This is a genomic window from Brevundimonas sp. AVps5 (assembly GCF_058681515.1).
This window is the reverse complement of record NZ_CM178740.1, coordinates 1266334-1288957: the sequence shown is the minus strand read 5'-3', so window position 1 is coordinate 1288957 and position 22624 is coordinate 1266334. Positions and strand designations below refer to the sequence as shown.

22 protein-coding genes are annotated in these 22624 nt (G+C 66.9%); 5 read left to right on the top strand and 17 right to left on the bottom strand.

Features of this window, described 5'->3' with window-relative positions; genetic code table 11:
• Window positions 1–17 precede the first annotated feature (17 nt).
• The 10 genes from ACW18A_RS06560 to ACW18A_RS06515 all read right to left on the bottom strand — a co-directional run bounded on the left by ACW18A_RS06560 (window position 18) and on the right by ACW18A_RS06515 (window position 8879).
• On the bottom strand, window positions 18–680 hold the full coding sequence (locus tag ACW18A_RS06560; protein ID WP_492023986.1) for a methionine ABC transporter permease: 663 nt from the start codon (window positions 678–680) through the stop codon (window positions 18–20).
• Window positions 680–1675, bottom strand: a complete 996-nt coding sequence (locus ACW18A_RS06555; RefSeq protein ID WP_492023985.1) for a methionine ABC transporter ATP-binding protein — start codon at window positions 1673–1675, stop codon at window positions 680–682. Before ACW18A_RS06555 ends, ACW18A_RS06560 begins: the two co-directional genes overlap by 1 nt.
• Window position 1676: 1 nt before the next feature.
• Complete coding sequence (locus ACW18A_RS06550) at window positions 1677–2096, bottom strand: HesB/IscA family protein (protein ID WP_492023984.1); 420 nt, start codon at window positions 2094–2096, stop codon at window positions 1677–1679.
• Between the two features lie 7 nt (window positions 2097–2103).
• The gene (locus ACW18A_RS06545; RefSeq protein WP_492023983.1) at window positions 2104–2490 is read right to left on the bottom strand and encodes an SUF system Fe-S cluster assembly protein; all 387 of its coding nucleotides are present in this window, start codon (window positions 2488–2490) and stop codon (window positions 2104–2106) included.
• 5 nt (window positions 2491–2495) lie between these two features.
• A complete protein-coding gene (locus ACW18A_RS06540; RefSeq protein ID WP_492024351.1) occupies window positions 2496–3710 on the bottom strand; it encodes an aminotransferase class V-fold PLP-dependent enzyme in 1215 nt (404 codons plus the stop codon).
• A 137-nt stretch (window positions 3711–3847) separates the two neighbouring features.
• The gene (gene sufD / locus ACW18A_RS06535; protein WP_492023982.1) at window positions 3848–4861 is read right to left on the bottom strand and encodes a Fe-S cluster assembly protein SufD; all 1014 of its coding nucleotides are present in this window, start codon (window positions 4859–4861) and stop codon (window positions 3848–3850) included.
• A 175-nt stretch (window positions 4862–5036) separates the two neighbouring features.
• Window positions 5037–5786: a Fe-S cluster assembly ATPase SufC gene (gene sufC / locus ACW18A_RS06530; RefSeq protein ID WP_492023981.1), complete on the bottom strand. Its 750-nt coding sequence runs from the start codon at window positions 5784–5786 to the stop codon at window positions 5037–5039.
• A 12-nt stretch (window positions 5787–5798) separates the two neighbouring features.
• Window positions 5799–7265 (bottom strand): Fe-S cluster assembly protein SufB, encoded by a 1467-nt coding sequence (sufB, locus tag ACW18A_RS06525; RefSeq protein WP_492023980.1) that lies wholly within the window; start codon window positions 7263–7265, stop codon window positions 5799–5801.
• A 4-nt stretch (window positions 7266–7269) separates the two neighbouring features.
• Window positions 7270–8412 carry a cysteine desulfurase family protein gene (locus ACW18A_RS06520; RefSeq protein WP_492023979.1) on the bottom strand — a complete coding sequence of 381 codons (1143 nt, stop codon included), beginning with the start codon at window positions 8410–8412 and terminating at the stop codon, window positions 7270–7272.
• Window positions 8409–8879, bottom strand: coding sequence for an Rrf2 family transcriptional regulator (locus ACW18A_RS06515; protein WP_492023978.1), 471 nt, complete (start codon window positions 8877–8879; stop codon window positions 8409–8411). The genes ACW18A_RS06520 and ACW18A_RS06515 overlap by 4 nt, the downstream gene beginning before the upstream one ends.
• A 156-nt stretch (window positions 8880–9035) precedes the next feature.
• Between ACW18A_RS06515 and ACW18A_RS06510 the strand changes: the two genes are divergently transcribed.
• The gene (locus tag ACW18A_RS06510) at window positions 9036–9686 is read left to right on the top strand and encodes an alpha/beta hydrolase (protein WP_492023977.1); all 651 of its coding nucleotides are present in this window, start codon (window positions 9036–9038) and stop codon (window positions 9684–9686) included.
• Between the two features lie 19 nt (window positions 9687–9705).
• Here ACW18A_RS06510 and ACW18A_RS06505 read toward each other — a convergent pair whose 3' ends face one another.
• Genes ACW18A_RS06505 through ACW18A_RS06495 form a run of 3 tightly spaced genes read right to left on the bottom strand, consistent with a single transcriptional unit; the run spans window position 9706 to window position 12145 of the window.
• Window positions 9706–10389 (bottom strand): DUF6624 domain-containing protein, encoded by a 684-nt coding sequence (locus ACW18A_RS06505; protein ID WP_492023976.1) that lies wholly within the window; start codon window positions 10387–10389, stop codon window positions 9706–9708.
• Window positions 10390–10442: 53 nt separating this feature from the next.
• Entirely contained in the window at window positions 10443–11642 is a 1200-nt protein-coding gene (locus tag ACW18A_RS06500) for an exo-beta-N-acetylmuramidase NamZ family protein (protein ID WP_492023975.1), read from the bottom strand.
• On the bottom strand, window positions 11639–12145 hold the full coding sequence (locus ACW18A_RS06495) for a DOMON-like domain-containing protein (RefSeq protein ID WP_492023974.1): 507 nt from the start codon (window positions 12143–12145) through the stop codon (window positions 11639–11641). The genes ACW18A_RS06500 and ACW18A_RS06495 overlap by 4 nt, the downstream gene beginning before the upstream one ends.
• Window positions 12146–12336: 191 nt before the next feature.
• Here ACW18A_RS06495 and tyrS point away from each other — a divergent pair, with 191 nt between their 5' ends.
• Complete coding sequence (gene tyrS, locus ACW18A_RS06490; RefSeq protein WP_492023973.1) at window positions 12337–13593, top strand: tyrosine--tRNA ligase; 1257 nt, start codon at window positions 12337–12339, stop codon at window positions 13591–13593.
• Here tyrS and ACW18A_RS06485 read toward each other — a convergent pair whose 3' ends face one another.
• On the bottom strand, window positions 13594–14520 hold the full coding sequence (locus ACW18A_RS06485) for a hypothetical protein (RefSeq protein WP_492023972.1): 927 nt from the start codon (window positions 14518–14520) through the stop codon (window positions 13594–13596). It abuts the gene before it with no gap.
• Window positions 14521–14733: 213 nt separating this feature from the next.
• On the opposite strand from ACW18A_RS06485, the gene ACW18A_RS06480 reads away from it, so the two are divergent.
• The 3 genes from ACW18A_RS06480 to ACW18A_RS06470 all read left to right on the top strand — a co-directional run bounded on the left by ACW18A_RS06480 (window position 14734) and on the right by ACW18A_RS06470 (window position 17119).
• Complete coding sequence (locus ACW18A_RS06480; protein WP_492023971.1) at window positions 14734–15189, top strand: peroxiredoxin; 456 nt, start codon at window positions 14734–14736, stop codon at window positions 15187–15189.
• 198 nt (window positions 15190–15387) lie between these two features.
• The gene (locus ACW18A_RS06475; protein ID WP_492023970.1) at window positions 15388–16530 is read left to right on the top strand and encodes a peptidoglycan DD-metalloendopeptidase family protein; all 1143 of its coding nucleotides are present in this window, start codon (window positions 15388–15390) and stop codon (window positions 16528–16530) included.
• Window positions 16520–17119, top strand: coding sequence for a bactofilin family protein (locus tag ACW18A_RS06470; protein WP_492023969.1), 600 nt, complete (start codon window positions 16520–16522; stop codon window positions 17117–17119). The genes ACW18A_RS06475 and ACW18A_RS06470 overlap by 11 nt, the downstream gene beginning before the upstream one ends.
• Before the next feature lie 67 nt (window positions 17120–17186).
• On the opposite strand, the gene prfB is transcribed toward ACW18A_RS06470, so the two are convergent.
• The 3 genes from prfB to ACW18A_RS06455 all read right to left on the bottom strand — a co-directional run bounded on the left by prfB (window position 17187) and on the right by ACW18A_RS06455 (window position 22268).
• Window positions 17187–18309 (bottom strand): peptide chain release factor 2 gene (gene prfB, locus ACW18A_RS06465; protein WP_492023968.1). Its coding sequence is split into 2 segments (ribosomal slippage): window positions 17187–18239 and window positions 18241–18309, totalling 1122 coding nucleotides; the frame shifts between segments, so codons are not numbered across the junction.
• A gap of 155 nt (window positions 18310–18464) precedes the next feature.
• Window positions 18465–20891, bottom strand: a complete 2427-nt coding sequence (locus tag ACW18A_RS06460; protein ID WP_492023967.1) for a penicillin-binding protein 1A — start codon at window positions 20889–20891, stop codon at window positions 18465–18467.
• A gap of 150 nt (window positions 20892–21041) precedes the next feature.
• The gene (locus tag ACW18A_RS06455) at window positions 21042–22268 is read right to left on the bottom strand and encodes an N-acetylmuramoyl-L-alanine amidase family protein (protein WP_492023966.1); all 1227 of its coding nucleotides are present in this window, start codon (window positions 22266–22268) and stop codon (window positions 21042–21044) included.
• Between the last annotated feature and the right edge of the window lie 356 nt (window positions 22269–22624).

Genomic DNA, 22624 nt, shown 5'->3' with positions numbered 1-22624 from the left:
TCTCAGTCAGTCTGAAGTCAGCGGTGCGAGACCCTAGCGACCAGACGGTCGCCGAGCATCTGCAGAATTTGTACGAGCACCAGCAGCAGAACTACGGTCACCACCATGACGTCGGTCTGGAACCGTTGATAGCCGAAGCGGATCGCCAGGTCGCCGAGCCCGCCTGCGCCGACCACACCGGCCATTGCCGTGTAGCTGACCAGGGCAATCGCCGTGACGGTGGCGCCGGCGATGATACCGGGCATGGCCTCGGGCAGCAGGGCTCGGGTGACGATCTGGAAGGTCGAGCCGCCCATGGCCTGGGTCGCCTCGACGACGCCCTTGTCGACCTCGCGCAGCGCCGTCTCGACCAGGCGCGCATAGAAGGGCGCGGCCCCGACGACCAGCGGCGGGATCGCTCCGGCCACCCCCAGCGACGTCCCGACCAGCAGCACAGTCACCGGCAGCATGACAATCAGCAGGATGATGAAGGGCACGGACCGGAGGATGTTGACCACCAGCGACAGCACCCCGTTCAGCACCGGGTTGGCCGCCAGCCGCCCCTTGCCGGACAGATACAACAGCACGCCCAACGGGATCCCGAACACGACCGTCAGCGCCATGGCGCCGAACAGCATCAGGAGGGTGTCGCGTGTCGCCCTGAGGATCTCGGGCCAGTCGATATTGACGAAGAACTCCATCACAGCGCCTCCACCGCGACGCCGCGCGCGGTCAGTTGCTCCACCGCCGCATCGGCATCCCCGCCGGTGAAGGCCACGACCATCTGACCGTAGGGCTCGCCCCGGATGCGGCTGATCCGGCCCGACAGGATCGAATAGTCGACGCCGGTCGTCCGCGCGACACGGCTGAGTTCCGGCTCGTAGGTCGAACCGCCCCGGAAGGTCAGTTTCGCCAGCCGCCCGCCCGCCGGCACGACCGAGGCGTCATAGGTCTCGCCGCCCTCGCCCTCGGCCAGCATGGCGCGGGTCACCGGCGACTGCGGATGCAGGAAGACATCGGCCGTCGCCCCCTCCTCCACCAGCCGCCCGTCCTTGAGCACGGCGACCCGGTCGCAGACGCGACGCACCACCTCCATCTGGTGGGTGATCAGGACGATGGTCAGGCCGAGGTCGCGGTTGAGCCCGTCGAGCAGGCCGAGGATTTCGTCGGTCGTCTCCGGGTCGAGCGCGCTGGTCGCCTCGTCGCACAGGAGGACGTCGGGTCCGCAGGCCAGAGCCCGGGCGATGCCGACGCGCTGCTTCTGTCCGCCCGACAGCTGGGCCGGATGCTTTTTTGCATGTTCCGCCAGACCGAGCTGGTCCAGCAGGTCCGTCGTCCGTCGCTCGATCTCCGCCGCCGGCCGGCCCTCGAGCTGCAGGGGAAAGGCGACGTTTTCGGCGATGGTCCTGGCGTTCAGCAGGTTGAAATGCTGGAAGATCATGCCGATCCGCCGGCGCGCGGCGCGCAGCTCGGCCGGCTTCATCGCCGTGATCTCCTGATCGCTGACGAACACCTTGCCCGCGTCCGGGGTCTCCAGCCGGTTGATGGTCCGGATCAGGGTCGACTTGCCGGCCCCGGAGCGGCCGACCACTCCGAACACCTGCCCCCTGGCCACATGCAGATCGACCGCGTCCAGAGCCACGCGTTCGCCCGCCGCGCTGCGATAGCGCTTCGTGACACCCTCGAGCCGGATCATGTCAGTCGGTCTCTAGAGCCGCGGCCGGGATGATGGTGACGCTCTCGCCACAGCCGCAGGCGTCGGTCTGGTTCGGATTGCGGAACACGAATTTGGACGCCAGTTTCGTCGCCTCGTAGTCGATCTCCGACCCGATCAGGAACAGGATCGCCTTGGGCTCGATCAGGATGGTGACACCCTTGTCCTCGACCACCTCGTCCATCGCACCAATCTCTTCGGCATAGGCGAAGGTGTATTCCTGCCCGGCGCAGCCGCCGTTCTTCACGCCCACACGCAGGCCAACGTAGGTCTTTTCGGCGTTGGCCATGATCTCGCGCACGCGCTCTGCGGCCGCGTCGGTCAGTGTCACTACCCTGGGGCGTGGGCGGCGGGGGCGTCCCCCGGTCAAGCCGGAGGATGACGATGTTTCAAAGTCTGTCATCGCGTCCTCAGAACATGTTCAAGGCGAGTTTCGCCTCGTCGCTCATCTTCGACGAATCCCACGGCGGGTCGAACACCAGATTGGCCCGCGCCGACTTGATGCCCTCGACCTTCATCACCGCGTCCTCGATCCAGCCGGGCATCTCGCCAGCCACGGGGCATCCGGGTGCCGTCAGGGTCATGTCGATCAACACGTCGCGGTCGTCCGACAGGTCGACCTTGTAGATCAGGCCCAGCTCGTAGACGTCGACCGGGATCTCCGGATCGAACACGGTCTTCAGTGCCGTGATCAGCTCGTCGGTCAGCCGGTCGAGCTCCGCCTGAGGCAGAGAAGCCGTCTGCGGTTCCGCCCAGGTCTCGGCGAAGGTCCCGCTGCTGCTGATTTTTCCGTCCATTTCGCTCACACAAAGAACTCCCGCGCCTTGATCAGCGCGTCCACGAAGGCATCTGCATCCTCGGTGGTGTTATATAGGGCGAAGCTGGCCCGGGCGCTCGAGGTGACGCCAAATCGCTTCGACAGAGGCTCGGCGCAGTGAAGCCCGGCCCGGACGGCGACGCCGTACCGGTCCAGAATCTGCGCCACGTCATGGGCGTGGGCCCCCTCGACCGTGAAGGTCAGGATCGCGCCCTTGCCGGGGGCCTCGCCGATGATCCGCAGCCAGTTCAGACCGGACAGCCGGGCGACGACGTGATCGTAAAGCGCCCTCTCATGAACCGCGATCGCCGTGCGGTCGAAGGCCATGAACCACTCCAGCGCCGCGCCCAGCCCGATGACCTCAAGGATCGGCGGCGTCCCCGCCTCGAACCGGTGCGGAATGGAGGCATAGGTGACCGCGTCCTCGGTCACGGTGGCGATCATCTCGCCCCCGCCCTGATAAGGCGGCAGGGCCTCCAGAGCCGCGCGCTTTCCGTAGAGACCGCCGATGCCGGTCGGGCCGTACAATTTGTGGCCGGTGAAGACGTAGAAGTCGCAGTCCAGCGCCTGGACATCCGGGCTGCAATGCACCGCCCCCTGACAACCGTCGACGAGCACGAGCGCGCCCGCCGCATGGGCCAGGTCGGCGACGGCCTTCACATCGTTCACCGTGCCCAGCACGTTGGACATATGGGTCACGGCGACCAGCCTGGTGCGCGGCCCGATCAGGCAGGCCAGCCCGGCCATGTCCAGCGAACCGTCGTCCAGCACCGGCGCCCATTTCAGAACGACGCCCAGACGGTCCCTCAGCATCGACCACGGCACGATATTGGCGTGGTGCTCCATCTGTGTGGTGACGATCTCGTCGCCGGGCTTGAGGCTCTGCCCCAGACCCGCTGCAACCAGATTGAAGGCCTCGGTCCCGCCCTTGGTCCAGACGATCTGGTCGGGGCTCTCGGCGTTGAGGAAACGGGCTACCGTTTCGCGCGCCTGTTCGAAGGCTTCCGTCGTCTCGTTGGCCAGGGTGTGCAGACCGCGGTGGACGTTGGAATAGCTCCCCTCCATCGCCGCCGTCAGGGCGTCGATCACCGCGCGCGGCTTTTGCGCCGAGGCGGCCGAGTCGAGATAGACCAGCGGCTTGCCGTTCACCGTCCGCGACAGGATCGGGAACTGGGCGCGGGCGGCGTAGGGATCGAACAATCCTCCCCCATCGGGGGAGGTGGCGCGGCGCGCTTGCGCCGTGACGGAGGGGGCCAGCCGCGAAGACAGTGGCTGGGGCAAGCCCCCTCCGTCTCCTTCGCTGCGCTTCGGTGCCACCTCCCCCAAGGGGGGAGGATTTACAGTCGAGCCGTCAGCCATGACCTCACCCCCTCTCTCGCGCCCTCATGCGCGATACGGTCGACGACCTCGAACAGAAAGGCCTGGGTCAGAAGCGCCCTCGCCTCGTCCGCCGGAATGCCGCGCGACTGCATGTAGAACAGGGCGCTTTCGTCCAGGTTGCCGATCGTATTGCCGTGGGCGCACTGCACGTCGTCGGCGTAGATTTCGAGCTCCGGCTTGGCGTCGATCTCGGCGCGTTCTCCGAGGATCAGGGCATGGTGCCCCATGCGGGCGTCCGTGCCGTCGGCGCCGCGTTCGACGACGATCTTGCCCTGGAACACGCCCCGCGCGGTGTCGCGCACGACGCCCTTGGTCAGTTGAGAGGTGACGCCGTTCAGGCCGTTGTGGCGCACGACGCTGGTCAGGTCGGTGTGCCGCTCGCCGGACAGGGCATAGAGGCCGTCCAGCGTCACCGCCGTCGCCTCACCGCCATGGGCCAGATGGGTTTCATGACGCTGCAGCTTCGCGCCGCTGGTGATCGTCGTCTGGCGATAGATCGCACCGGGTGCCGTCTTCACATGGGCCACGGCGATCGAGATCGCGTCCGCGGGTTCGTCGACCAGAACGACCCGCGTGACCTCGGCTCCGGCGGGAACATCCAGCTCGATCCGGGAGTTGGCGACATATCCTGAGCCCACGCCTTCATGGCTTTCCAGCAGGGTCAGCCGCGCCCCGGGCCGTACTGCGATCCGCACCGAGGCGCTGTGTCCGGTGCCTGTCGCGTCGGACACGAACCGCAGCCGCAGCGTCTGTTCGCCCGAGGCCACAAAGGCGTCGGCCCCGACCACCCGGCCATTGGCGAAGGCCAGCTCCTCGCCACCCAGGGCCTCGAACGGCCCGCCCGGGAGGATCTCGACGGCGGGCGACGGCGGCGGCGTCTCGCGCAGGACGCGGCGCAGGTCGGTGTATTTCCACGCCTCGACCCGCCGCGACGGAAAGGTGGAGGGGTCCTTCAGATCGACCAAACTCATGTCCTTCTCCCCTTGCGGGAGAAGGTGGCAGTCCCCGACTTGATCGGGGGCTGACGGATGAGGGGTCGCACGGCCTCGTCCGATTGGCTTGCAGAACCCTCATTGGCGACGCCGGTGTGACCCCTCATCCGACCCGCTTCGCGGGCCACCTTCTCCCGCAAGGGGAGAAGGATGATCAAGCCGCCACCGGCAGGTATTTGTCATACCCTTCCGCCTCCAGCTGATGCGCCAGTTCCGGCCCGCCCGAGGCCACGATCCGGCCGGCGGCCAGCACATGGACCCGGTCGGGTTTGATATAGTCCAGCAGCCGCTGATAGTGGGTGATCACCAGCATGGCCCGCTCGGGCGAGCGCAGGGCATTCACCCCCTCCGACACGATCCGCAGGGCGTCGATATCAAGGCCGGAATCCGTCTCGTCGAGGATCAGCAGCGACGGCTCCAGCAGGGCCATCTGCAGGATCTCCATCCGCTTCTTCTCGCCGCCGGAGAAGCCGACGTTCAGCGGCCGCTTCAGCATCTCGAAATCCATTTTCAGCGCCGCCGACGCCGCCCGGACCAGCTTCAGGAAGGCCGGGGCCGAGACCTCCTCTTCGCCCCGCGCCCGCTTCTGGGCGTTCAGCGCCGTGCGCACGAAGGTCAGGGCCGGCACGCCGGGGATCTCGATCGGATACTGGAACGACAGGAAGACGCCCTTCGCCGCCCGCGCAGCCGGATCGAGATCGAGCAGGCTCTCGCCCCGCCATTCGACCGAACCCTCGACGGCTTCATAGCCGGGCCGCCCCGACAGGGCATAGCCGAGCGTCGACTTGCCGGCCCCGTTCGGCCCCATGATGGCGTGCACCTCGCCGGCGGGAACGTCGAGCGTCAGCCCCTTGAGGATCGGCTTGTCGCCGACGGAGACGTGGAGGTTTTCTATCTTGAGCATTGTTTCTTCTTGTTATCCGACCGAGCCTTCAAGGCTGATCGCCACCAGTTTCTGGGCCTCGACGGCGAACTCCATCGGCAGTTTCTGCATCACGTCGCGGACGAATCCGTTGACCAGAAGGGCCACCGCCTCTTCCTGAGACAGACCACGCTGCTGGGCGTAGAAGAGCTGGTCGTCGGACAGGCGTGTCGTGGTCGCCTCGTGCTCCAGCTGGGCCGAGCCGTTGCGGGCCTCGATATAGGGCACGGTATGCGACCCGCAGTCGCCGCCGATGAGCAGGCTGTCGCACTGGGTGAAGTTGCGCACGCCCGTCGCCTTCGGATGCACCGAGACCAGGCCGCGATAGGTCGAGTCAGACTTGCCCGCCGAGACCGCCTTGGCGATGATCCGCGACTTCGAATTCTTGCCCAGATGGATCATCTTGGTGCCGGTGTCGGCCTGTTGATGTCCGTTGGTGATGGCGATCGAATAGAATTCGCCCGAGCTCTCCTCGCCGCGCAGGACGCAGGACGGGTATTTCCAGGTTACCGCCGAGCCGGTCTCGACCTGGGTCCAGCTGACCTTCGACCGGTCGCCCCGGCAGTCGGCGCGTTTGGTGACGAAGTTGTAGATGCCGCCCCGCCCTTCGGCGTCGCCGGGGTACCAGTTCTGGACCGTCGAATATTTGATCTCGGCGTCGTCCAGGGCGACCAGTTCGACCACCGCCGCATGCAGCTGGTTCTCGTCGCGCATCGGGGCCGTGCAACCCTCCAGATAGGAGCAGTAACTGCCCTTGTCGGCGATGATCAGGGTGCGTTCGAACTGGCCGGTCTGGCTCGCATTGATGCGGAAATAGGTCGACAGCTCCATCGGGCATTTCACGCCCGGCGGGATGTAGACGAACGATCCGTCCGAAAAGACCGCGCTGTTCAGGGCCGCGAAATAGTTGTCCGAGACCGGCACCACCGATCCCAGATACTGGCGCACCAGCTCAGGATGTTCGCGCAAGGCCTCGGAAATCGGCATGAAAATGATGCCGACCTTGGCCAGCTCGGCCTTGAAGGTGGTGACCACCGAGACGCTGTCGAACACCGCGTCCACGGCGTAGCGCGGCGCGCCCTCGACACCGGCCAGCACCTCCTGCTCCTTCAGCGGGATGCCCAGCTTCTTGTAGATTTCGAGGATTTCAGGATCGACCTCGTCCAGCGACTTCGGCCCGTCCTTCTTCTTGGGGGCCGCGTAGTAGAACAGCGACTGGTAATCGACCGGCGTGTATTTGACCGACGACCAGGTCGGCTCCTCCATCGCCAGCCAGCGCTCATAGGCGGCCAGACGCCATTCCAGCATCCACTCCGGCTCGCCCTTCTTCTCGGAGATGAAGCGGACGATGTCGGCGTTCAGCCCGCGAGGCGCGTATTCGGTCTCGATGTCGGACGTGAACCCGTGCTCGTATTTCTCGAGTGCGGCGACGGCGTCGATGGTTTCCTGAACGGCGGCCATGATTTTACGCGGTTTCCTTCACGCGGGCGGACTGACGCGCGCGATGTGTCTCGTATGCCTTGGTCCACGCCGCAGCGAAGCGTGACCAATCGTCTTGCGTGGTGCCCCAGCCGCCCGAGACGCGCACGCCTCCGGTCGCCAGATCCATGCGGCCCATCGCCACGATGGCGCGGCTGGGCTTGGTCTTGCCGGAGGAACAGGCGCTGCCTGCCGAGACCATGACGCCGTCCAGATCCAGCACGATCAGCTGCTGCGGACTGTCCCAGCCGGCGACCGACAGGAACAATGTGTTGGGCAGACGCGGCGCGCCCTTGCCGAGGATGGTCGCACCCGCAGCCTCGACAGCGGCCTCGGCCACGTCGCGCCAGGCCTTGTGCGTCTCGGCCAGCGGCAGGTCCCGCGCGGCGCAGTCAGCCGCAACGCCGAAGCCCGCGATGCCCGGCACGTTCTCCGTTCCCGCCCGCAGACCGCGCTCCTGACCTGCGCCGTGCAGGATGCGAACCGCGGACGAACCTTCGCCCAGCACCAGGGCACCCACGCCCTGCGGTCCGCCCAGCTTGTGAGCGGACAGGGTCAGGCTGTCGGCGCCCAGGGCGCGCATGTCGACCGGGATCTTGCCCGCCGACTGGATGGCATCGACATGCAGCCAGCCCTTCGCCGCCCGCACCAGACGCGCGGCCTCTGCGATCGGCTGGATCACGCCGCTCTCGTTGTTGGCGTGGTGGATGGCGACGACGGCCCGGCCGCCGGTCTGGTTCAGGAGTTGACCCAGCTTGACCAGATCGATGACGCCGCGTTCGTCGACCGGCAGCGGCTTGACCGACTTGCCCGACGCGATGGCCGCCTCGACCACACAGGGATGCTCCGTGGTGCAGACGATCAGCCGTTCGCACCCGGCCGCCAGCGCGCTCTGCAGGGCCTGGGCATTGGCCTCCGTGCCGCCCGAGGTGAAAACGACGGCCGTCGGATCGGCGCCGACGAGCTCGGCGACCCTGGCGCGCGCCGTCTCGACCCGCGCCCGCGCCCGCCGACCGGCCGCATGAACCGCCGACGGATTGCCGTTGTCGGCCAGGGCCTCGGCCATGATGGCGAGGACTTCCGGGCGAACGAGGGCCGAGGCGTTGTAGTCCAGATAGACGCCGCTCATGCCGCTACCCCGACTTCGCTCGACGCGGACCGACGGCTCGTGCGGTTCAGGATCACGTCCTCCAGCGACACGCTGGATAGATAGCGATGAATCTCGTCGCCGAGGTCATCCCACAGATTGTGGGTGATGCAGCGCTCGCCGCCCAGCATGCAGCCGCGCGGCGTACCGTGGGCCGTGCAGCGCACCGCCCGGATCGGCTCGTCGACGGCCAGGACGATTTCGGACACCACGGTTTCGCCGGCTGTCTTGGCCAGACGATAGCCGCCGCCCGGACCGCGCACGCTGCGCACCAGTCCGCTTTTTCTCAGGCGAGCGAATAGTTGTTCCAGGTAACTCAATGAAATTTCTTGCCGCGTGGCGATTTCGGCCAGGGATACGGCCCGGCCTTCGCCGCCTTCGGCCCGGCCGTGGCGGGCCAGATCGGCCATCGCCATCACGGCGTATCGTCCCTTGGTCGACAGTCGCATCGCCCATCCTCAAAAATCGCGCGCTTTTCAGGGGTCTTGTGCTATGACCCGCCGCTTCTCGAGGCGGCCGAACGCAGACCGGACTTAGAAAGTCCTACCCCTGTAGTCAAGTATTCGGCGGGCCCGAAACGACAGTTGAACGGATTCCAGAGCCCCATGCCTGAAGTCATCCTGCCCGGCGCCTCCGGTCGCATCGAAGGCCGCTACTCCCCCGGCAAGCGCGCCAACGCGCCCATCGCCCTGATCCTGCACCCGCACCCCAAGGCGGGCGGGCATATGAACAACCCGGTGACGGTCACCCTCTACCAGCTGTTCCAGAAGCGCGGCTTCGCCACCCTGCGCTACAACTCGCGCGGCGTCGGCAAGTCCCAGGGCGAGTTCGATTCGGGCATCGGCGAACTGGCGGACGCGGCCACCGCCCTGGACTGGCTGCAGTCCAACAATCCGGCCGCCTCCCAGACCTGGGTCGGCGGCTATCAGTTCGGCGCCTATATCGGCATGCAGCTCCTGATGCGCCGCCCCGAGACGGACGGCTTCATCTCGGTTTCGCCGCCGTCGAACATGTACGATTTCAGCTTCCTGGCCCCCTGCCCGGCCTCGGGCCTGTTCCTGCACGGCACGGCCGACACCATCGTCCCGCCGGTCGAGGTCGAGCGCGTCGTCAACAAGCTGCGCACCCAGAAGGGCATCGTCATCGACTACGAACTGGAAGAAGGCGCGAGCCATTTCTGGCAGGACCATATCGGTGCCGTCGACCGCCGCGTGGGCCTCTATCTGGACAAGCGGCTGGAAGAAAAGCCGGCCTAGATCGCTCGTTCGCTCAGGACTATTCCTCGCACGGGGGATAGCGGGCGAAAACCTGCTCGTATTCAGCCAACGTCCAAGGAAAACCCATAGCAGCCCGTCGGGCATCCGCGTTCTCCGGATCCTCGAGATTTTCGCGGTCGATGACCCATTTGCCCGCCTTGCAGGTCATCTGCGTGCCGTAACGCTGGGGCCTGCCCTCGTTGTCGGCGAGACGGTCGTACATCAACCCGTAAGATTGCCCGTCGACTTCGCCGGCCGCCACCAGCGGTTCCAGCACGGGCACGAATCGACGCCAGTATTCGATGTCTGAGTGCTGCACGATCAGGAAGGCGGCCAGAGCCGCCCGGTCGCCATAGACGCTTTTTAGGAACCAGCCCTCCGGCGGAACCATGGTGAGGAGTTCCTCCATCAGACGCGCGTCCAGCGCCCTGAGCTGCGTCCAGATGGCCGCATTGGCCGCCTGCTGCTCCGCTTCCGGCAGGACGCTCAGGTCGATGGGGGACTCCGCCCGTCGCCCGACCTGGTCCAGGACGCCCATCCGCTCAAGCCGTTCGCGATCGGTGGCCGGGGGCGGAAGGGCGGCCTGCCTCGCTTCCTCAGCGGCGATGGCCTCGGCCACCGGCGCGATTAGCACGCGGGCCTCCGGACTCAGAGAAACGGGCTCCTGAAAGGCCAGAAAAGCTGCAATTACCATCGCGATCATGACGCACCTCCGTTGCAGGAAAACGGCTTCAGATCATGGCCAGGATATGGCCTTCAGTAGAGCAGGAACGGCTTCCGCTCAGCGACCCAGGCCGCCTCGTCCGGCCCCGCGATCGCGTCCAGATCGGCCGCGGTCGAGGCCGGGTCATCGACCCACGCCCGCAACGCCGGCCCGCCGTTGATCACGTCGATCGGCAGCTTCCCGAACGCATATTCGTACGGGAAGTCCCGCCACAGGTCGTAGTCGGGATACAGCCGTCGGATCGCCTTGAACCCCAGGGCCTGAACCCGCCACGGCCGGAAGGCGGCGTGGTCGTAATGCGGGCCCTCGACGTGGATTTGCACCCCGCTGCACAGCTGGCCGACGTGTTTGTGGAAGGTCGGCTCGAACCACATGTCGCGCAGGACGCAGCCCTTTATCCACTCCGGGGCGAAGGCCCTCATCTCCGCGATCACGGCACGGGCGTCGATGTCCGGGGCCCCGAACAGCTCCAGCGGCCGGGTCGTGCCCCTGCCTTCTGACAGGGTCGCGCCCTCGACCATCACCGTGCCGGGATAGGCCCGCGCCATCGACAGGTTCGGTGCATTGGGGCTGGGGTTGATCCAGGCGCGCTCGCCCAGCGGCCAGCCGAAGCCCGGCCCGGCCTCGGGGTCGTAGCCCTGCATCTCGATGACGCGATAGGCGACCTTCAGCCTGAAGTGGTCGATGAACCAGTGGCCCAGTTCGCCCAGGGTCATGCCGTGCCGCATCGGCATCGGCCCGGCACCGACGAAACTCTCCCAGCCCGCGACAAGGGTCGTGCCCTCGACCGGCCGACCGGCGGGGTTGGGCCGATCCAGCACCCAGACCTCCTTGCCGTGTTCGGCCGCGGCCTCGAGCACGTAGAGCAGGGTCGTGATGAAGGTGTAGATGCGGCAGCCCAGATCCTGGAGGTCGATCAGCACCACGTCGAAGGTGCTCATCATCTGGCCGGTCGGGCGGCGCACCTCGCCGTACAGGCTGAAGACGGGAAAGCCGTGGACCGGATCGGTCTCGTCCGGGCTCTCCATCATATTGTCCTGCAGGTCGCCCTTCATCCCGTGCTGGGGGCCGAAGGCGGCGCTGATGTTCACTCCGGCCGCGATCAGGGCGTCGATCGAATGGGTCAGGTCCGCCGTCACCGAGGCCGGATGCGCCACCAGCGCCACCCGCCGCCCCTTCAGCGCGGCCTGAAGATCAGGCTCGGAGAGCAGTCGGTCGATGCCGAATTTCATGGCAGGTCCAGAACGAAGGAATCGGGGTGGTGGAAGTCAGGCTTATCGGACGGATGGGCCAGCGCCCAATAGCTCTTCGCCCCGTCGACGGTCTCGATCACGGCCGACAGGGCCAACAGGCCGACTGGTGACGGCAGATCCAGATCCGCCTCAAGCGCCAGCATGTCCTCCGCCAGATCCAGCGGCGCGACATCCGCGACCTCGACCGCTTCGGCCATGCCTTCACGATACCCGTCGAACCGATACGAAGCCCACCGTCCGGACGGCGACAGGTTGAACTCGCGATAGCCCTCCCCTGCCATGAGGAAGACCTCGAAACAGGTGTGGCGCCACAGCTCGTCTGTCCGGCCGCCGTCCGTCGGCCCCGGCCACTGCACCGCATTCACCGCGCCTTCGGCCACGAACCGGACCCACAGGCGTCCACCTTTGCGGTCCAGATGCACGGCTACGGAGGAGATCGGCCCATCAGGCGTGGTCGGGTGCGGGATCAGGTTCACGATCATCCTGAACCGATAGCGGCTGGTTGACGCCGGTCAACGCCGGGCGCTAGGAACGGCTCATGTTCGCGACCCGAGCCCTGCCCGGCCTGTATTACCTCCCGCTGATCTAGCGAGCGGCCGCGAACCCCTGCGCCGCATTTTGCCGGCGCGACACCCGAGACAGAGCGCCGGCCTCCCTGCTAACGGAGCCGACCATGACCGACACGACCTTCCAGTCCGACTTCCTGCAGACGCTTCAGGCGCGCGGATACATCCATCAGATCACCCATCCGGCGGAGCTGGACGCGGCGGCCAGGGCCGGCGTCGTCTCCGGCTACATCGGCTTCGACGCCACGGCGCCCAGCCTGCACGTCGGCAGTCTGATCCAGATCATGATGCTGCGCCGTCTCCAGCAGGCGGGCGGGAGGCCGGTCGTCATCATGGGCGGCGGCACGACCAAGGTCGGCGACCCGACCGGCAAGGACGCCTCGCGCCCGCAGCTGACCGACGAGACGATCCAGTCGAACATCGCCTCCATCAAGACGGTGTTCGAGAAATTCCTGACCTTCGGCGACGGTCCGACCGACGCCATCATGATCGACAACGACGAGTGGCTGTCGAAATACGGCTACGTCGAATTCCTGCGCGACTACGGGACCCATTTCACGGTCAACCGGATGCTGGCGTTCGACTCGGTCAAGCTGCGCCTCGAGCGCGAGCAGCCGATGACCTTCCTCGAGTTCAACTACATGCTGATGCAGTCGGTGGACTTCCTGGAGCTCAACCGCCGCCAGAACGTGACTCTGCAAATGGGCGGATCGGACCAGTGGGGCAATATCGTCTCGGGCGTCGATCTGGTGCGTCGTGTCGATCAGAAGGCCGCCTTCGGCCTGACCACGCCGCTGCTGACGACCGCGTCCGGCGGCAAGATGGGCAAGACGGCCCAGGGCGCCATCTGGCTCAACGCGGAACAGCTGAGCCCCTACGACTACTGGCAGTTCTGGCGCAATGCCGAAGACAGTGACGTCGGCCGCTTCATGCGCCTGTTCACCGACATCCCCCTGGACGAGATCGCCGGGTTCGAGGCGCTGGAGGGGGCCGCGATCAACGACGCCAAGAAGGCGCTGGCCGATGCGGCCACCACGATGCTGCACGGGGCGGAGGCGGCGGCCTCGGCCCGGGCGGCGGCGGAAGGCGCGTTCGAACAGGGCACGCTGTCCGCCGATCTACCGACCGTTGAACTGCCCTCGTCGGACGTTTTCGGCGCCATGCTGGCCGCCGTCGCCACCCGTGCGGGCCTGACGGCTTCCAACGGCGAGGCCCGGCGCCTGGCCCAGGGCGGCGGCCTGCGACTGAATGACGAGGCGATCGCCGACGGCGCGCGCCTGATCGAGGCGACGGACGTCAATACCGACGGTGTTCTTAAGCTGGCCGCCGGCAAGAAGAAGCTTCTGCTGGTCCGCCCGGTCTGATCATCGCGGAGCGGGGGACGGGATCACGGCATAGGTCAGATTGACGGCGTCCAGGACCAGCACGTTGTCCAGAAACAGTTTGTTGCCTGTCATGCCCCCCATGCCGGAGACCCGCATCATCATATTTTGCATGGCGCTGGTCCCCTCGATATAGGCGACCGAACCTAGGGGCAGGACTGTCTCGCCGAACTGAATCTGACTTGAAGTGGGCGCGACATGGGCGGTCAGGCTGTTTCCCCAGGAGTTGACGGCGAACTGGGTCGCCCCGGCCCCGTCGTTCGATTTGCGCAGCCAGTCGCCGCGGTCGGTCAGCAGGGCGAAGGCGCTGGACCCGGTGTCCAGCATGATCTTGTTGGCTTCGCCGTCGATCATCACATCGTCCAGGATGATGCGCCGCTGGGAGAAGCTGAACGGCCGCATCTGGCCGGGCAGGACCAGGCCCGGAGGCACGGCGTCGCCGACGAAGATGCTCCGGCGCGGATAGTCGATGGCCAGCACACGCCCGTCCAGAAAGTCGGAGCCCAGGGTGCCGATGACGTCGATCTGATCGGGATCGTCCCAGGCTATGCCCGCGTCCGAATTGACCTCCCTGATCTTCACCCGCCCGGCCGTGGCGCGGATGTCTCCCATGGCGAAGGTGAAATCGTGGACATAGTCGTCCGATCCCTCCGACACGACCGCGAAGCCGGGCAGCCGGGCGGCCAGGCTGTCGACCATGTTCTTCTTGAGCACCGTGGAGGGCGTGCCCAGGTCGAACTGCATGTAGAGGGTCTTGGGACTGCCTTCGATGACGACGGGCACGATGACGGCCGAATGGGGCTCGACGCGATCGCCGAAGGTGCTTGGCACCCACTGGAACTCGATCTCGCGATTGGTGTTCGCCAAGGTCAGTTCGTTCGGCCTCGCGAAATAGCTGCAGGCGCCCATCAGAAGAGACGCCAGCACAAGCGTGAGTAACCGAGCCGTCAATGCGACAGATTTCATAGCCTTCCCCCTCGTTCTGTTCGATTGGCATATCCGAGACAGTCAGCGGCCGCATCTTAACCTTCGGTAATCTGCGCAGGACCCGTTGCGTTGACCAACCTTCCAGCGAATGATCACGATTGCAGCCAAGCGGTGCCGCAAGGATGGGCAAGATCGATGACCGAGATCACCGAGGGCTGCAAAGCCCCCGCGTTCGACATCCCCGCCGACGGCGGCGGCCGCGCGACCCTGTCCGGCCCCACGGTCGTCTTCTTCTATCCGAAGGCCGACACGCCCGGCTGCACCAACGAGGCCATCGACTTCTCGGCCCATATCGACGCTTTCACGGCGGCAGGCGTTCAGGTGATCGGCATCTCGCGCGATCCGGTCAGGAAGCTCGACCGGTTCAAGGCCAAACACGACCTCAGGGTCATGCTCGGCTCCGACGAAGCCGAGGCCGTCACCGAGGCTTACGGCGTCTGGGTCGAGAAGACCCTCTACGGCCGTCAGTATATGGGCATCGAGCGGGCCACCTTCCTGATCGACGGTGCAGGCATCGTCCGCCGGGTCTGGCGTCAGGTCCGGGTCAAGGGTCACGCTGAGGCCGTTCTTGCGGCCGCGAAAGAGGTTTGATCCGAAGGCGGACGGGTGGGTGAAGTCTAGCCGGGCCTGTCGACAGTCTAGCGGAATACGCCCCTCACGCGAATCAGGGCCTGAGTAGATTCGTTTTGACCGCCTGAGAGGGGCAACGTGATTAACATTGCGTAAACGGTATTGCCGTCGGGCAACACTTCACGGATAACGCTTGCCGGTACGTGGGGGCGTGTTCAAATGAATGAAGAACAGGGAGTGGTCAGGCGCTCTTTGGTCGAGCGTTGGTTTCCGGAGCGGCACGTCTATCTGCGCTCGAACGGCGACACGCACGGCTATGTGCTGACCAGCGGCCGTCAGATGGCCCTGGCGAGCATCGCCGTCGCCGCCGTCGCCTGGACCCTGGTCGCCTCGGGCGGCTTCATCTTCGACCTGATTGCCCGCTCCCGGGCCGACGCCGAGGTCATGCAGGCCCGCGCCGCCTCCGAGCGACTGAACGCCGACCTGCAGGCCCGCCTCGAGACCGCCGTCGTCCGCATGTCCGCCACCACGGGCGGCCTGGACGAGATGGCCCGTATGGTCGAGCGCCGCCATGCGGCCCTGACGAACGTCATGGGCATGTTCCGTGGCGTCGACGGTGCCGAGGCCGCCCTGGCCCCCGCCCTCAGCGCCGGCGAAGCCCGTCCGGTTCAGCGTATCGTCGCGGTCCGCATGGACCAGGAACGACTGATCGAACGGGCCGGCGACTTCGCCCAGACCCGCGCCGAACGCCTGCGCCTCGCCTTCCGCCTCGCGGGCCTGAACCCCGCCGCCTATGGTGCCGCCTCCGGATCCGCCCTCGGCGGACCTCTGGTCGAGGCCAGCGATCCCAAGGCCCTGGCGACCATCCTCGACGTGGACGAGCCCTTCGCCGTCCGCATCCGCCACGCTGCCGACAACCTGTCGGAGATGCGCAACCTGTCCGACGCCGCCGAACACCTGCCGTTCGATCGCCCGACACAGGCGCGCACCACCTCGGGCTTCGGCGTCCGCTTCGATCCGTTCAACGGCCGCCCGGCGGTGCATCAGGGACAGGATTTCGCCGCCCCCCTGAACACGCCGATCTACGCCACCGCTCCCGGAATCGTGTCTTTCGCCGGCGTTCGTTCAGGGTATGGCAACACCGTTGAGATAGACCATGGTCGCGGCTTCAAGACCCGCTTCGCCCATTTGAACGCCATGGCCGTCCAGCCTGGTCAGCGCATCGCGCTGGGCCAGAGGATCGGCGCCATGGGCACCACAGGACGCTCCACCGGCGTTCACCTGCACTATGAAGTGTGGATGGATGGCCGACCCCAGAACCCCGCCCGCTTCTTCCGAGCAGGAGACCAGATTGTTCAATAAGACCAAATCCCCCGCCCCCGCCACGCCGGACCGTGCGTCGAACGCACCGCCGATCCCGCCGCTGCCGGATCTGCCGTCGCCCGGCATGAACCGCGGTGCCGCACCGGCCCCGGCACCTTCGCCCATCGCCTCCTCACGCGGTCTGTCGACCCTGTCATCGGACCTGCAGTTCGAGGGCAATGTCTCGGGCGCCGGCGACCTCCAGGTCGACGGTTCGGTCAAGGGCGACGTCCGCGTCGGCCGCCTGATCGTCGGCGAGACCGGCGCTGTCGAAGGCAATGTCACCGCCGACTATCTTGAAGTTCGCGGCCGCATCGTCGGCGCGGTCACCGGCAAGCAGGTCAAACTGGTCTCGACCGCCTATGTCGACGGCGACATCACGGCCGAACAGCTGTCGATCGACATCGGCGCATATTTCCAGGGCCGCGTCCTGCAGAGCCGCCGCGAAGCCCCGGCGCCCGTCGCCCCCGCTCCGCGTCCGGCCGCTGCGGCCCCCGCTGTTTCGGAGTTCGAAGCCCCGGCCGCCCCGGCGCCGATCGCGCCTCCCGTCGAGGACAAGCCGCAGATCATCGATCTGAAGTCGGTCTGAACCACGCTCCACGAACGCAAAAAGGGCGGTTCCTTCAGGGAGCCGCCCTTTTCTTTTGAGCCCTTGCCTAATCGACCGTCGACCCCCGCGTCTCGCCGACCCGCTGCGCAAGCGCGGCGCCCATGAAGGCGTCCAGGTCGCCGTCGAGCACGCCCTGGGTGTCCGAGGTCTCGACCTCGGTCCGCAGGTCCTTGACCATCTGATAGGGCTGCAGGACGTAGCTTCGGATCTGGTGACCCCAGCCGATGTCCGTCTTGGCATCGGCCATGGCCTGGGCCGCTGCCTCGCGCCTCTGCAGTTCCAGCTCGTACAGGCGGCCGCGCAGCATCTTCCACGCCTGTTCGCGGTTCTGGTGCTGCGACCGCCCTGCCTGGCACGCCACAACGGTATTGGTCGGGATGTGGGTCAGCCGGACGGCGGAGTCCGTCTTGTTGATGTGCTGGCCGCCCGAGCCGGACGCGCGATAGGTGTCCGTCCGCACATCCGAGGGATTGATCTCGATCTCGATCGTGTCGTCCACCACGGGCGAGACGCCGATCGAGGCGAACGACGTGTGCCTTTTCGCAGCCGCGTCGTAGGGACTGATGCGCACCAGCCGGTGAACGCCCGATTCCGATTTCAACCAACCATAGGCGTTCGGCCCCGTGACCAGGATCGTCGCCGACTTGATGCCGGCCTGGTCACCGTCTTCCGACGCCTCGATCTCGACCTCGTAGCCGTGCGCCCTGGCCCAGCGCGAATACATCCGCAGCAGCATTCCGGCCCAGTCACAGCTCTCCGTGCCGCCGGCGCCGGAGTTCACTTCCAGATAGGCGTCGTTGCCGTCGGCCTCGCCGGAGAGCAGGGCCTCCAGCTCTGCCCGGGCGGCGCGATCCTTGATGGCCTTCAGCTGGGCGCGCGCCTCTTCCAGGGTCGCCTCGTCGCCTTCCTCATCGGCCATTTCGGACAGCATGACGCCGTCCTCGAGCTCGCGCTCCATGGCCCTGACGGTGTTGATCTGGGCTTCCAGCTTCGAACGTTCCCGGCTCACGGCCTGGGCCTCGTCGGGCTTGTCCCAAAGCGTCGGGTCCTCGACCCGCGCGTTCAGCTCATCGAGCTTTCGGTTGGCGACATCCCAGTCAAAGACGCCTCCTGAGCAGAGCGACGCTCTGCTCGATGTCGGCCTTCATGGCCTCGACATCCGGTCTCATGTGCAAATCCTTACGGTGCGAAGGCGCGGAGATAGGGGGGTTGGGAGGCAGTAGGCAATAGGCAGCAGGCAGTAGGGGCTGTTTTCTGGCGGTGGAGAGGCACGGCCTCCATCGACTGCCTACTGCCTACTGCCTACTGCCTGCTGCCCCGCTTCCTAGAACAACCCGTCGAGATCCGCCGCCGGTTCCTGCTTCGGCGCAGGCGGCGCGGTCGGCGGGGGTGCCGACGGCCCGGGGGTGACCCCGGCGGCGGCATCCTGCTCGCGACGAATGACTTCGTTGTAGTTCTGCGGGCCTTCCGGCACGGCTGGACCCGTCTCGCGGGTCTCCTCCTCGCGGCGGCGCTCGGTACCGGGGCGGAAGGCTTCCTCGAAGCCATTGATGGTGCGGAAGATGGCGCCGCGCGGTCGCACGAACGGGCGGGCCGGACGCTCACGCAGGGCATCCTCCATAAAGTCAACGAAGATCGGCACGGCGGCCGAGGCACCGGCCTCCCCATATCCCAGCGACCGGTTGTCGTCGAAGCCGATATAGACCCCGACCACGATATCGGTGGTGAAGCCCACGAACCAGGCCGAACGGTATTCGTTGGTCGTGCCGGTCTTGCCGCCGACCCAGCGGCCCAGGCCGCGCGCACTGGCGGCTGTACCGCGCTGGATCACGCCTTCCAGCATTGAGGAGATCTGATAGGCGGTGATCGGATCGATGACCTGGGTCCCGCGCGGGTCCAGGAAGGGCGAGGCCTGGCCGGAGAAGGCGCGTCCGCAGTCGCGGCAGCGACGCTGGTCAGCGCGATAGATGGTCTCCCCGTCCCGATCCTGGACGTATTCGATCAGATAGGGATCGACGCGCCGCCCGCCGTTGACGAAGGCGGCATAGGCGGCGGTCAGGTGATAGGCCGTGACCTCTCCCGCCCCCAGCGACACCGACAGATTGGGCTGCAGATTGTCGGCCACGCCCATCCGCGCCGACAGCTCGACCACCCGGTCCATGCCGATGGTATTGGCCAGGCGGACGGTCATGACGTTCCGCGACAGCTCCAGCCCGCGACGCAGGGTCGAGGGACCGTAATAGCGGCGGCTGTAGTTCTCGGGCGTCCAGCGTCGGCCATTCGCCCCGCCGGCGAAGCTGATCGGCCCGTCGACCACGATCGAGGCGGGTGTGAAGTCACCTTCCAGCGCGGCGGCATAGACGAAGGGCTTGAACGAGGACCCCGGCTGACGCTGGGCCTGGGTCGCCCGGTTGAAGCTCGACAAGGCGTAGGAATATCCGCCGACCATGGCCAGGACGCGTCCCGACTGAGGTTCGATGGCCACCATGGCACCGTTGACAGCCGGAACCTGTTTCAGGGCGAACTGCCCGTTGCGCGGCTCGACGAAGATCAGGTCGCCGCGCTTCAACGGCCGGTTGGCGTTGGCCCAGGCGGCGTCCGAAGCAATCAGGCTGCCGGTCGTGTCGTCGCGGGCGGTGCGGATCTGGACGGTGTTGCCCGACACGCTCTCGACCGCGGCGGCGCGCCACTCCCGGCGTTCCGGCGGCGCCGTCTGGCGCAGGGCCACGGCCTGCCAGCCCGGCGCGAAATCGGTCGTGCCCCATGCGCCCCGCCAGCCGTGACGACGGTCATAGTTCTCAAGCCCGCGCATCAGGGCGTCGCGCGCCGCCGTCTGCAGCGACGGATCGAGCGTTGTGCGCATATAGAAGCCGCCGGCGTTCAGCTGGTCGCCGAACTCGGGGTTCGCCGCCGCCTGACGGCGCGCTTCCTCGACGAAGAAGTCGGCGTCCTGGTATTCCGCGCGACGCGGCGCGGCCCGGGTGGTCAGGGGGCGCGCGATCGCCTCGGCATATTGCGCCTGGGTGATGAACTGGTTCTGCGCCATCTCGCCCAGAACCCAGTCGCGACGGCCCTTGGCCGCCTCGGGGTGGCGTTTCGGATGATAGTTGTTCGGCCCCTTGGGCAGGGCCGCCAGGAAGGCCGCCTCGTCCGGTGTCAGCTGCGCCAGCGACTTGCCGAAATAGTTGTAGGCGGCCGAGGCCACGCCATACGACCGGTAGCCCAGGAATATCTCGTTCATATACAGTTCGAGAATCTGCTCCTTGGACAGGGTCGCCTCCAGGCGGCTGGACAGGATCGCTTCCTTCAGCTTGCGGCCGATGGTCGATTCATTGGTCAGCAGGACGTTCTTGGCGACCTGCTGGGTGATGGTCGATCCGCCCTCCAGCCTGCGCCCCGTGGCGAAGTTGAAGACGTTCTTGAACATCGCCCGGCCCAGCCCCGACACGTCGATGCCGCCGTGCTGGAAGAAGTTGCGGTCCTCGGCGGCCAGGAAGGCCTGCACGACCGGCGTCGGGATCTGCTCATAGGGCACATAGATGCGCCGCTCGTCCGAGAACTCGCCGATCAGGGTGCCGTCGCCGGCATAGACCCGCGTCGCGGTCGGCGGCCGATAGTCGGCCAGCTCGGACGCATCGGGAAGGTCATGGAACAGCCAGGCGGCGTAGACCGCCACGATCAGCCCTGCGAGCGCGATCGCGCCCAATAGGCCGATGCCCGCCATCACGAACCACCGTTCGGCAACCTTCACCAAGACTCTCCGCTACGCGCCCGGCCCGATGTAGCCCGCGCCGCCCTACGGGGCTAGCTGACTTTTCGCCGTTCGGGTTCGGCGCGAGCCGTCGATATAGTCAATCAGCGGCATGGCAAGGCCGGTGGCGTCAGGATCGGACGCGAGGTCTCAGGGCTGGCCGCCGGACACGCCGTTGGAGGCGATCTGCATCGAGCCCGAGGGCTCGCGGAAATACCGGTCGATGCCTTGAGCCACGGCCCGGACCAGCCGGCGACGCTGCGCCGTGTCGCCCAGGGCCCGCTCGTCGTCGGGATTGGTGATGAACCCCATCTCCAGCAGCACGGCCGGCACGTCGGGGGCCAGCAGCACGGCCAGGCCCGCATCGCGGTGGCTGCGGCGCAGCAGCGGATGGTCCGCCGCCTCCAGATGGCTCAGCAGGACACGCGCGAACTGGGCCGAGCGGTTCTGGGTCGCGCGCTGGGTCATGTCGAGCAGGATACGGTCCACCGACGGGTCGCGCCCGGGCAGGTGCAGGTCGCGGTGCCAGTCGTCGCTGCGGGTGACCTCGCGGACCGCCCGCGTCGCCCCCTGTTCGGACAGCGTATAGACCGAGGCCCCGCGCGTGGCCGGGTCGGCGCCAGCATCGGCGTGCAGGGAGATGAACAGGTCCGCGTCCGCCTGACGGGCGATGCGAACGCGGCGGTTCAGGTCGACATAGACGTTGGTCTCGCGCGTCAGCATGACGCGATAGCGGCCCGTCCGGTTGAGCTCGTCACGCAGGGCCAGGGCGGCGGCCAGGGTGACCTCGCTCTCGTTACGCTCCGCCCCTTGTGCGCCCGGATCGCGGCCGCCGTGACCGGCGTCGATGACGATCAGCGGCCGTTCCGTGCGACGCGGCTCCGGACGCGGTGCCTGGCGCTCCGTCGCGGGCAGGGCCGCAGAGCCGGTCGCGGCGATGTCGATGACGTAGCGATAGTAGGCGACGCCGTCGCCGGGCGGCAGCAGGAAGCGGCGTTCGATCCGCGCGGTCCGGGCCAGACCCAGCTGCACCCGCGACGCCGTTCCCGACGCGCTGACACGCCAGTCACGCACCAGACCCGAGCCCGCGCCGTTCACGCCCCGGCCCGCTCCGACCCCGGCGAGCGTCAGGACGACCGAGCCGCGATCGCCGCTCTCGATCACGTCTCCGCGGGCAGAGCGGTCCAGATCAATGACGATCCGGGTCCGTTGGACGTCGCCACCGAAACGCACCGCGCGTACGTCGCCGGTCGCGCCGGCGGCCAGTCCGCGAGTGGAAATCATCAGCATGGCGGCGAGTACCAGCAAGGCGAGCGCCGTCATGGCCCACTCTCGCGGGCCCCAGCAGGACAGGCTGAAATACTTGCGACCGGTCATTCTGACGGCGGGCCTACCTTTATCGTTGATCCCGTTGTGGCAGGGTCCGGTTTGGATTGGGTTAAGCGGCGGCACTTTCCGCGCATTGTTGGCTAAAGCGGAGCGCCGCCTTTCCATTCCGTGACTTGATGCTTATGCTTGTGTCCGTCCGCGAACGATCGCGCCGCCGCTTTGTCGGTCTGGCGAGGCCCCGGCGCGGCGCCGACTTCCCGCCTTCGCGGATCGTGTCGCCCCCTGTCTCTGACCGTGGTCACTGACTGACTGGCCCATCGATCGAACAAGCCGGGCCTATTCCGAACCGGACCTTGCGACGCCTGTCGGCGCGGGTCCAGGACCGACCATAACCCATGGGCATT

What these genes read in the sequence shown, in the direction of transcription:
- ACW18A_RS06555 (WP_492023985.1), bottom strand. Translation starts at nt 1,675, where the DNA reads ATGATCCGGCTCGAGGGTGTCACGAAGCGCTATCGCAGCGCGGCGGGC.
- ACW18A_RS06550 (WP_492023984.1), bottom strand. Translation starts at nt 2,096, where the DNA reads ATGACAGACTTTGAAACATCGTCATCCTCCGGCTTGACCGGGGGACGC.
- sufD (WP_492023982.1), bottom strand. Translation starts at nt 4,861, where the DNA reads ATGAGTTTGGTCGATCTGAAGGACCCCTCCACCTTTCCGTCGCGGCGG.
- ACW18A_RS06520 (WP_492023979.1), bottom strand. Translation starts at nt 8,412, where the DNA reads ATGAGCGGCGTCTATCTGGACTACAACGCCTCGGCCCTCGTTCGCCCG.
- ACW18A_RS06560 (WP_492023986.1), bottom strand. Translation starts at nt 680, where the DNA reads ATGGAGTTCTTCGTCAATATCGACTGGCCCGAGATCCTCAGGGCGACA.
- sufB (WP_492023980.1), bottom strand. Translation starts at nt 7,265, where the DNA reads ATGGCCGCCGTTCAGGAAACCATCGACGCCGTCGCCGCACTCGAGAAA.
- tyrS (WP_492023973.1), top strand. Translation starts at nt 12,337, where the DNA reads ATGACCGACACGACCTTCCAGTCCGACTTCCTGCAGACGCTTCAGGCG.
- ACW18A_RS06500 (WP_492023975.1), bottom strand. Translation starts at nt 11,642, where the DNA reads ATGAAATTCGGCATCGACCGACTGCTCTCCGAGCCTGATCTTCAGGCC.
- ACW18A_RS06485 (WP_492023972.1), bottom strand. Translation starts at nt 14,520, where the DNA reads ATGGGCGCCTGCAGCTATTTCGCGAGGCCGAACGAACTGACCTTGGCG.
- sufC (WP_492023981.1), bottom strand. Translation starts at nt 5,786, where the DNA reads ATGCTCAAGATAGAAAACCTCCACGTCTCCGTCGGCGACAAGCCGATC.
- ACW18A_RS06545 (WP_492023983.1), bottom strand. Translation starts at nt 2,490, where the DNA reads ATGGACGGAAAAATCAGCAGCAGCGGGACCTTCGCCGAGACCTGGGCG.
- ACW18A_RS06480 (WP_492023971.1), top strand. Translation starts at nt 14,734, where the DNA reads ATGACCGAGATCACCGAGGGCTGCAAAGCCCCCGCGTTCGACATCCCC.
- ACW18A_RS06475 (WP_492023970.1), top strand. Translation starts at nt 15,388, where the DNA reads ATGAATGAAGAACAGGGAGTGGTCAGGCGCTCTTTGGTCGAGCGTTGG.
- ACW18A_RS06505 (WP_492023976.1), bottom strand. Translation starts at nt 10,389, where the DNA reads ATGATCGCGATGGTAATTGCAGCTTTTCTGGCCTTTCAGGAGCCCGTT.
- ACW18A_RS06510 (WP_492023977.1), top strand. Translation starts at nt 9,036, where the DNA reads ATGCCTGAAGTCATCCTGCCCGGCGCCTCCGGTCGCATCGAAGGCCGC.
- ACW18A_RS06495 (WP_492023974.1), bottom strand. Translation starts at nt 12,145, where the DNA reads ATGATCGTGAACCTGATCCCGCACCCGACCACGCCTGATGGGCCGATC.
- ACW18A_RS06515 (WP_492023978.1), bottom strand. Translation starts at nt 8,879, where the DNA reads ATGCGACTGTCGACCAAGGGACGATACGCCGTGATGGCGATGGCCGAT.
- ACW18A_RS06455 (WP_492023966.1), bottom strand. Translation starts at nt 22,268, where the DNA reads ATGACCGGTCGCAAGTATTTCAGCCTGTCCTGCTGGGGCCCGCGAGAG.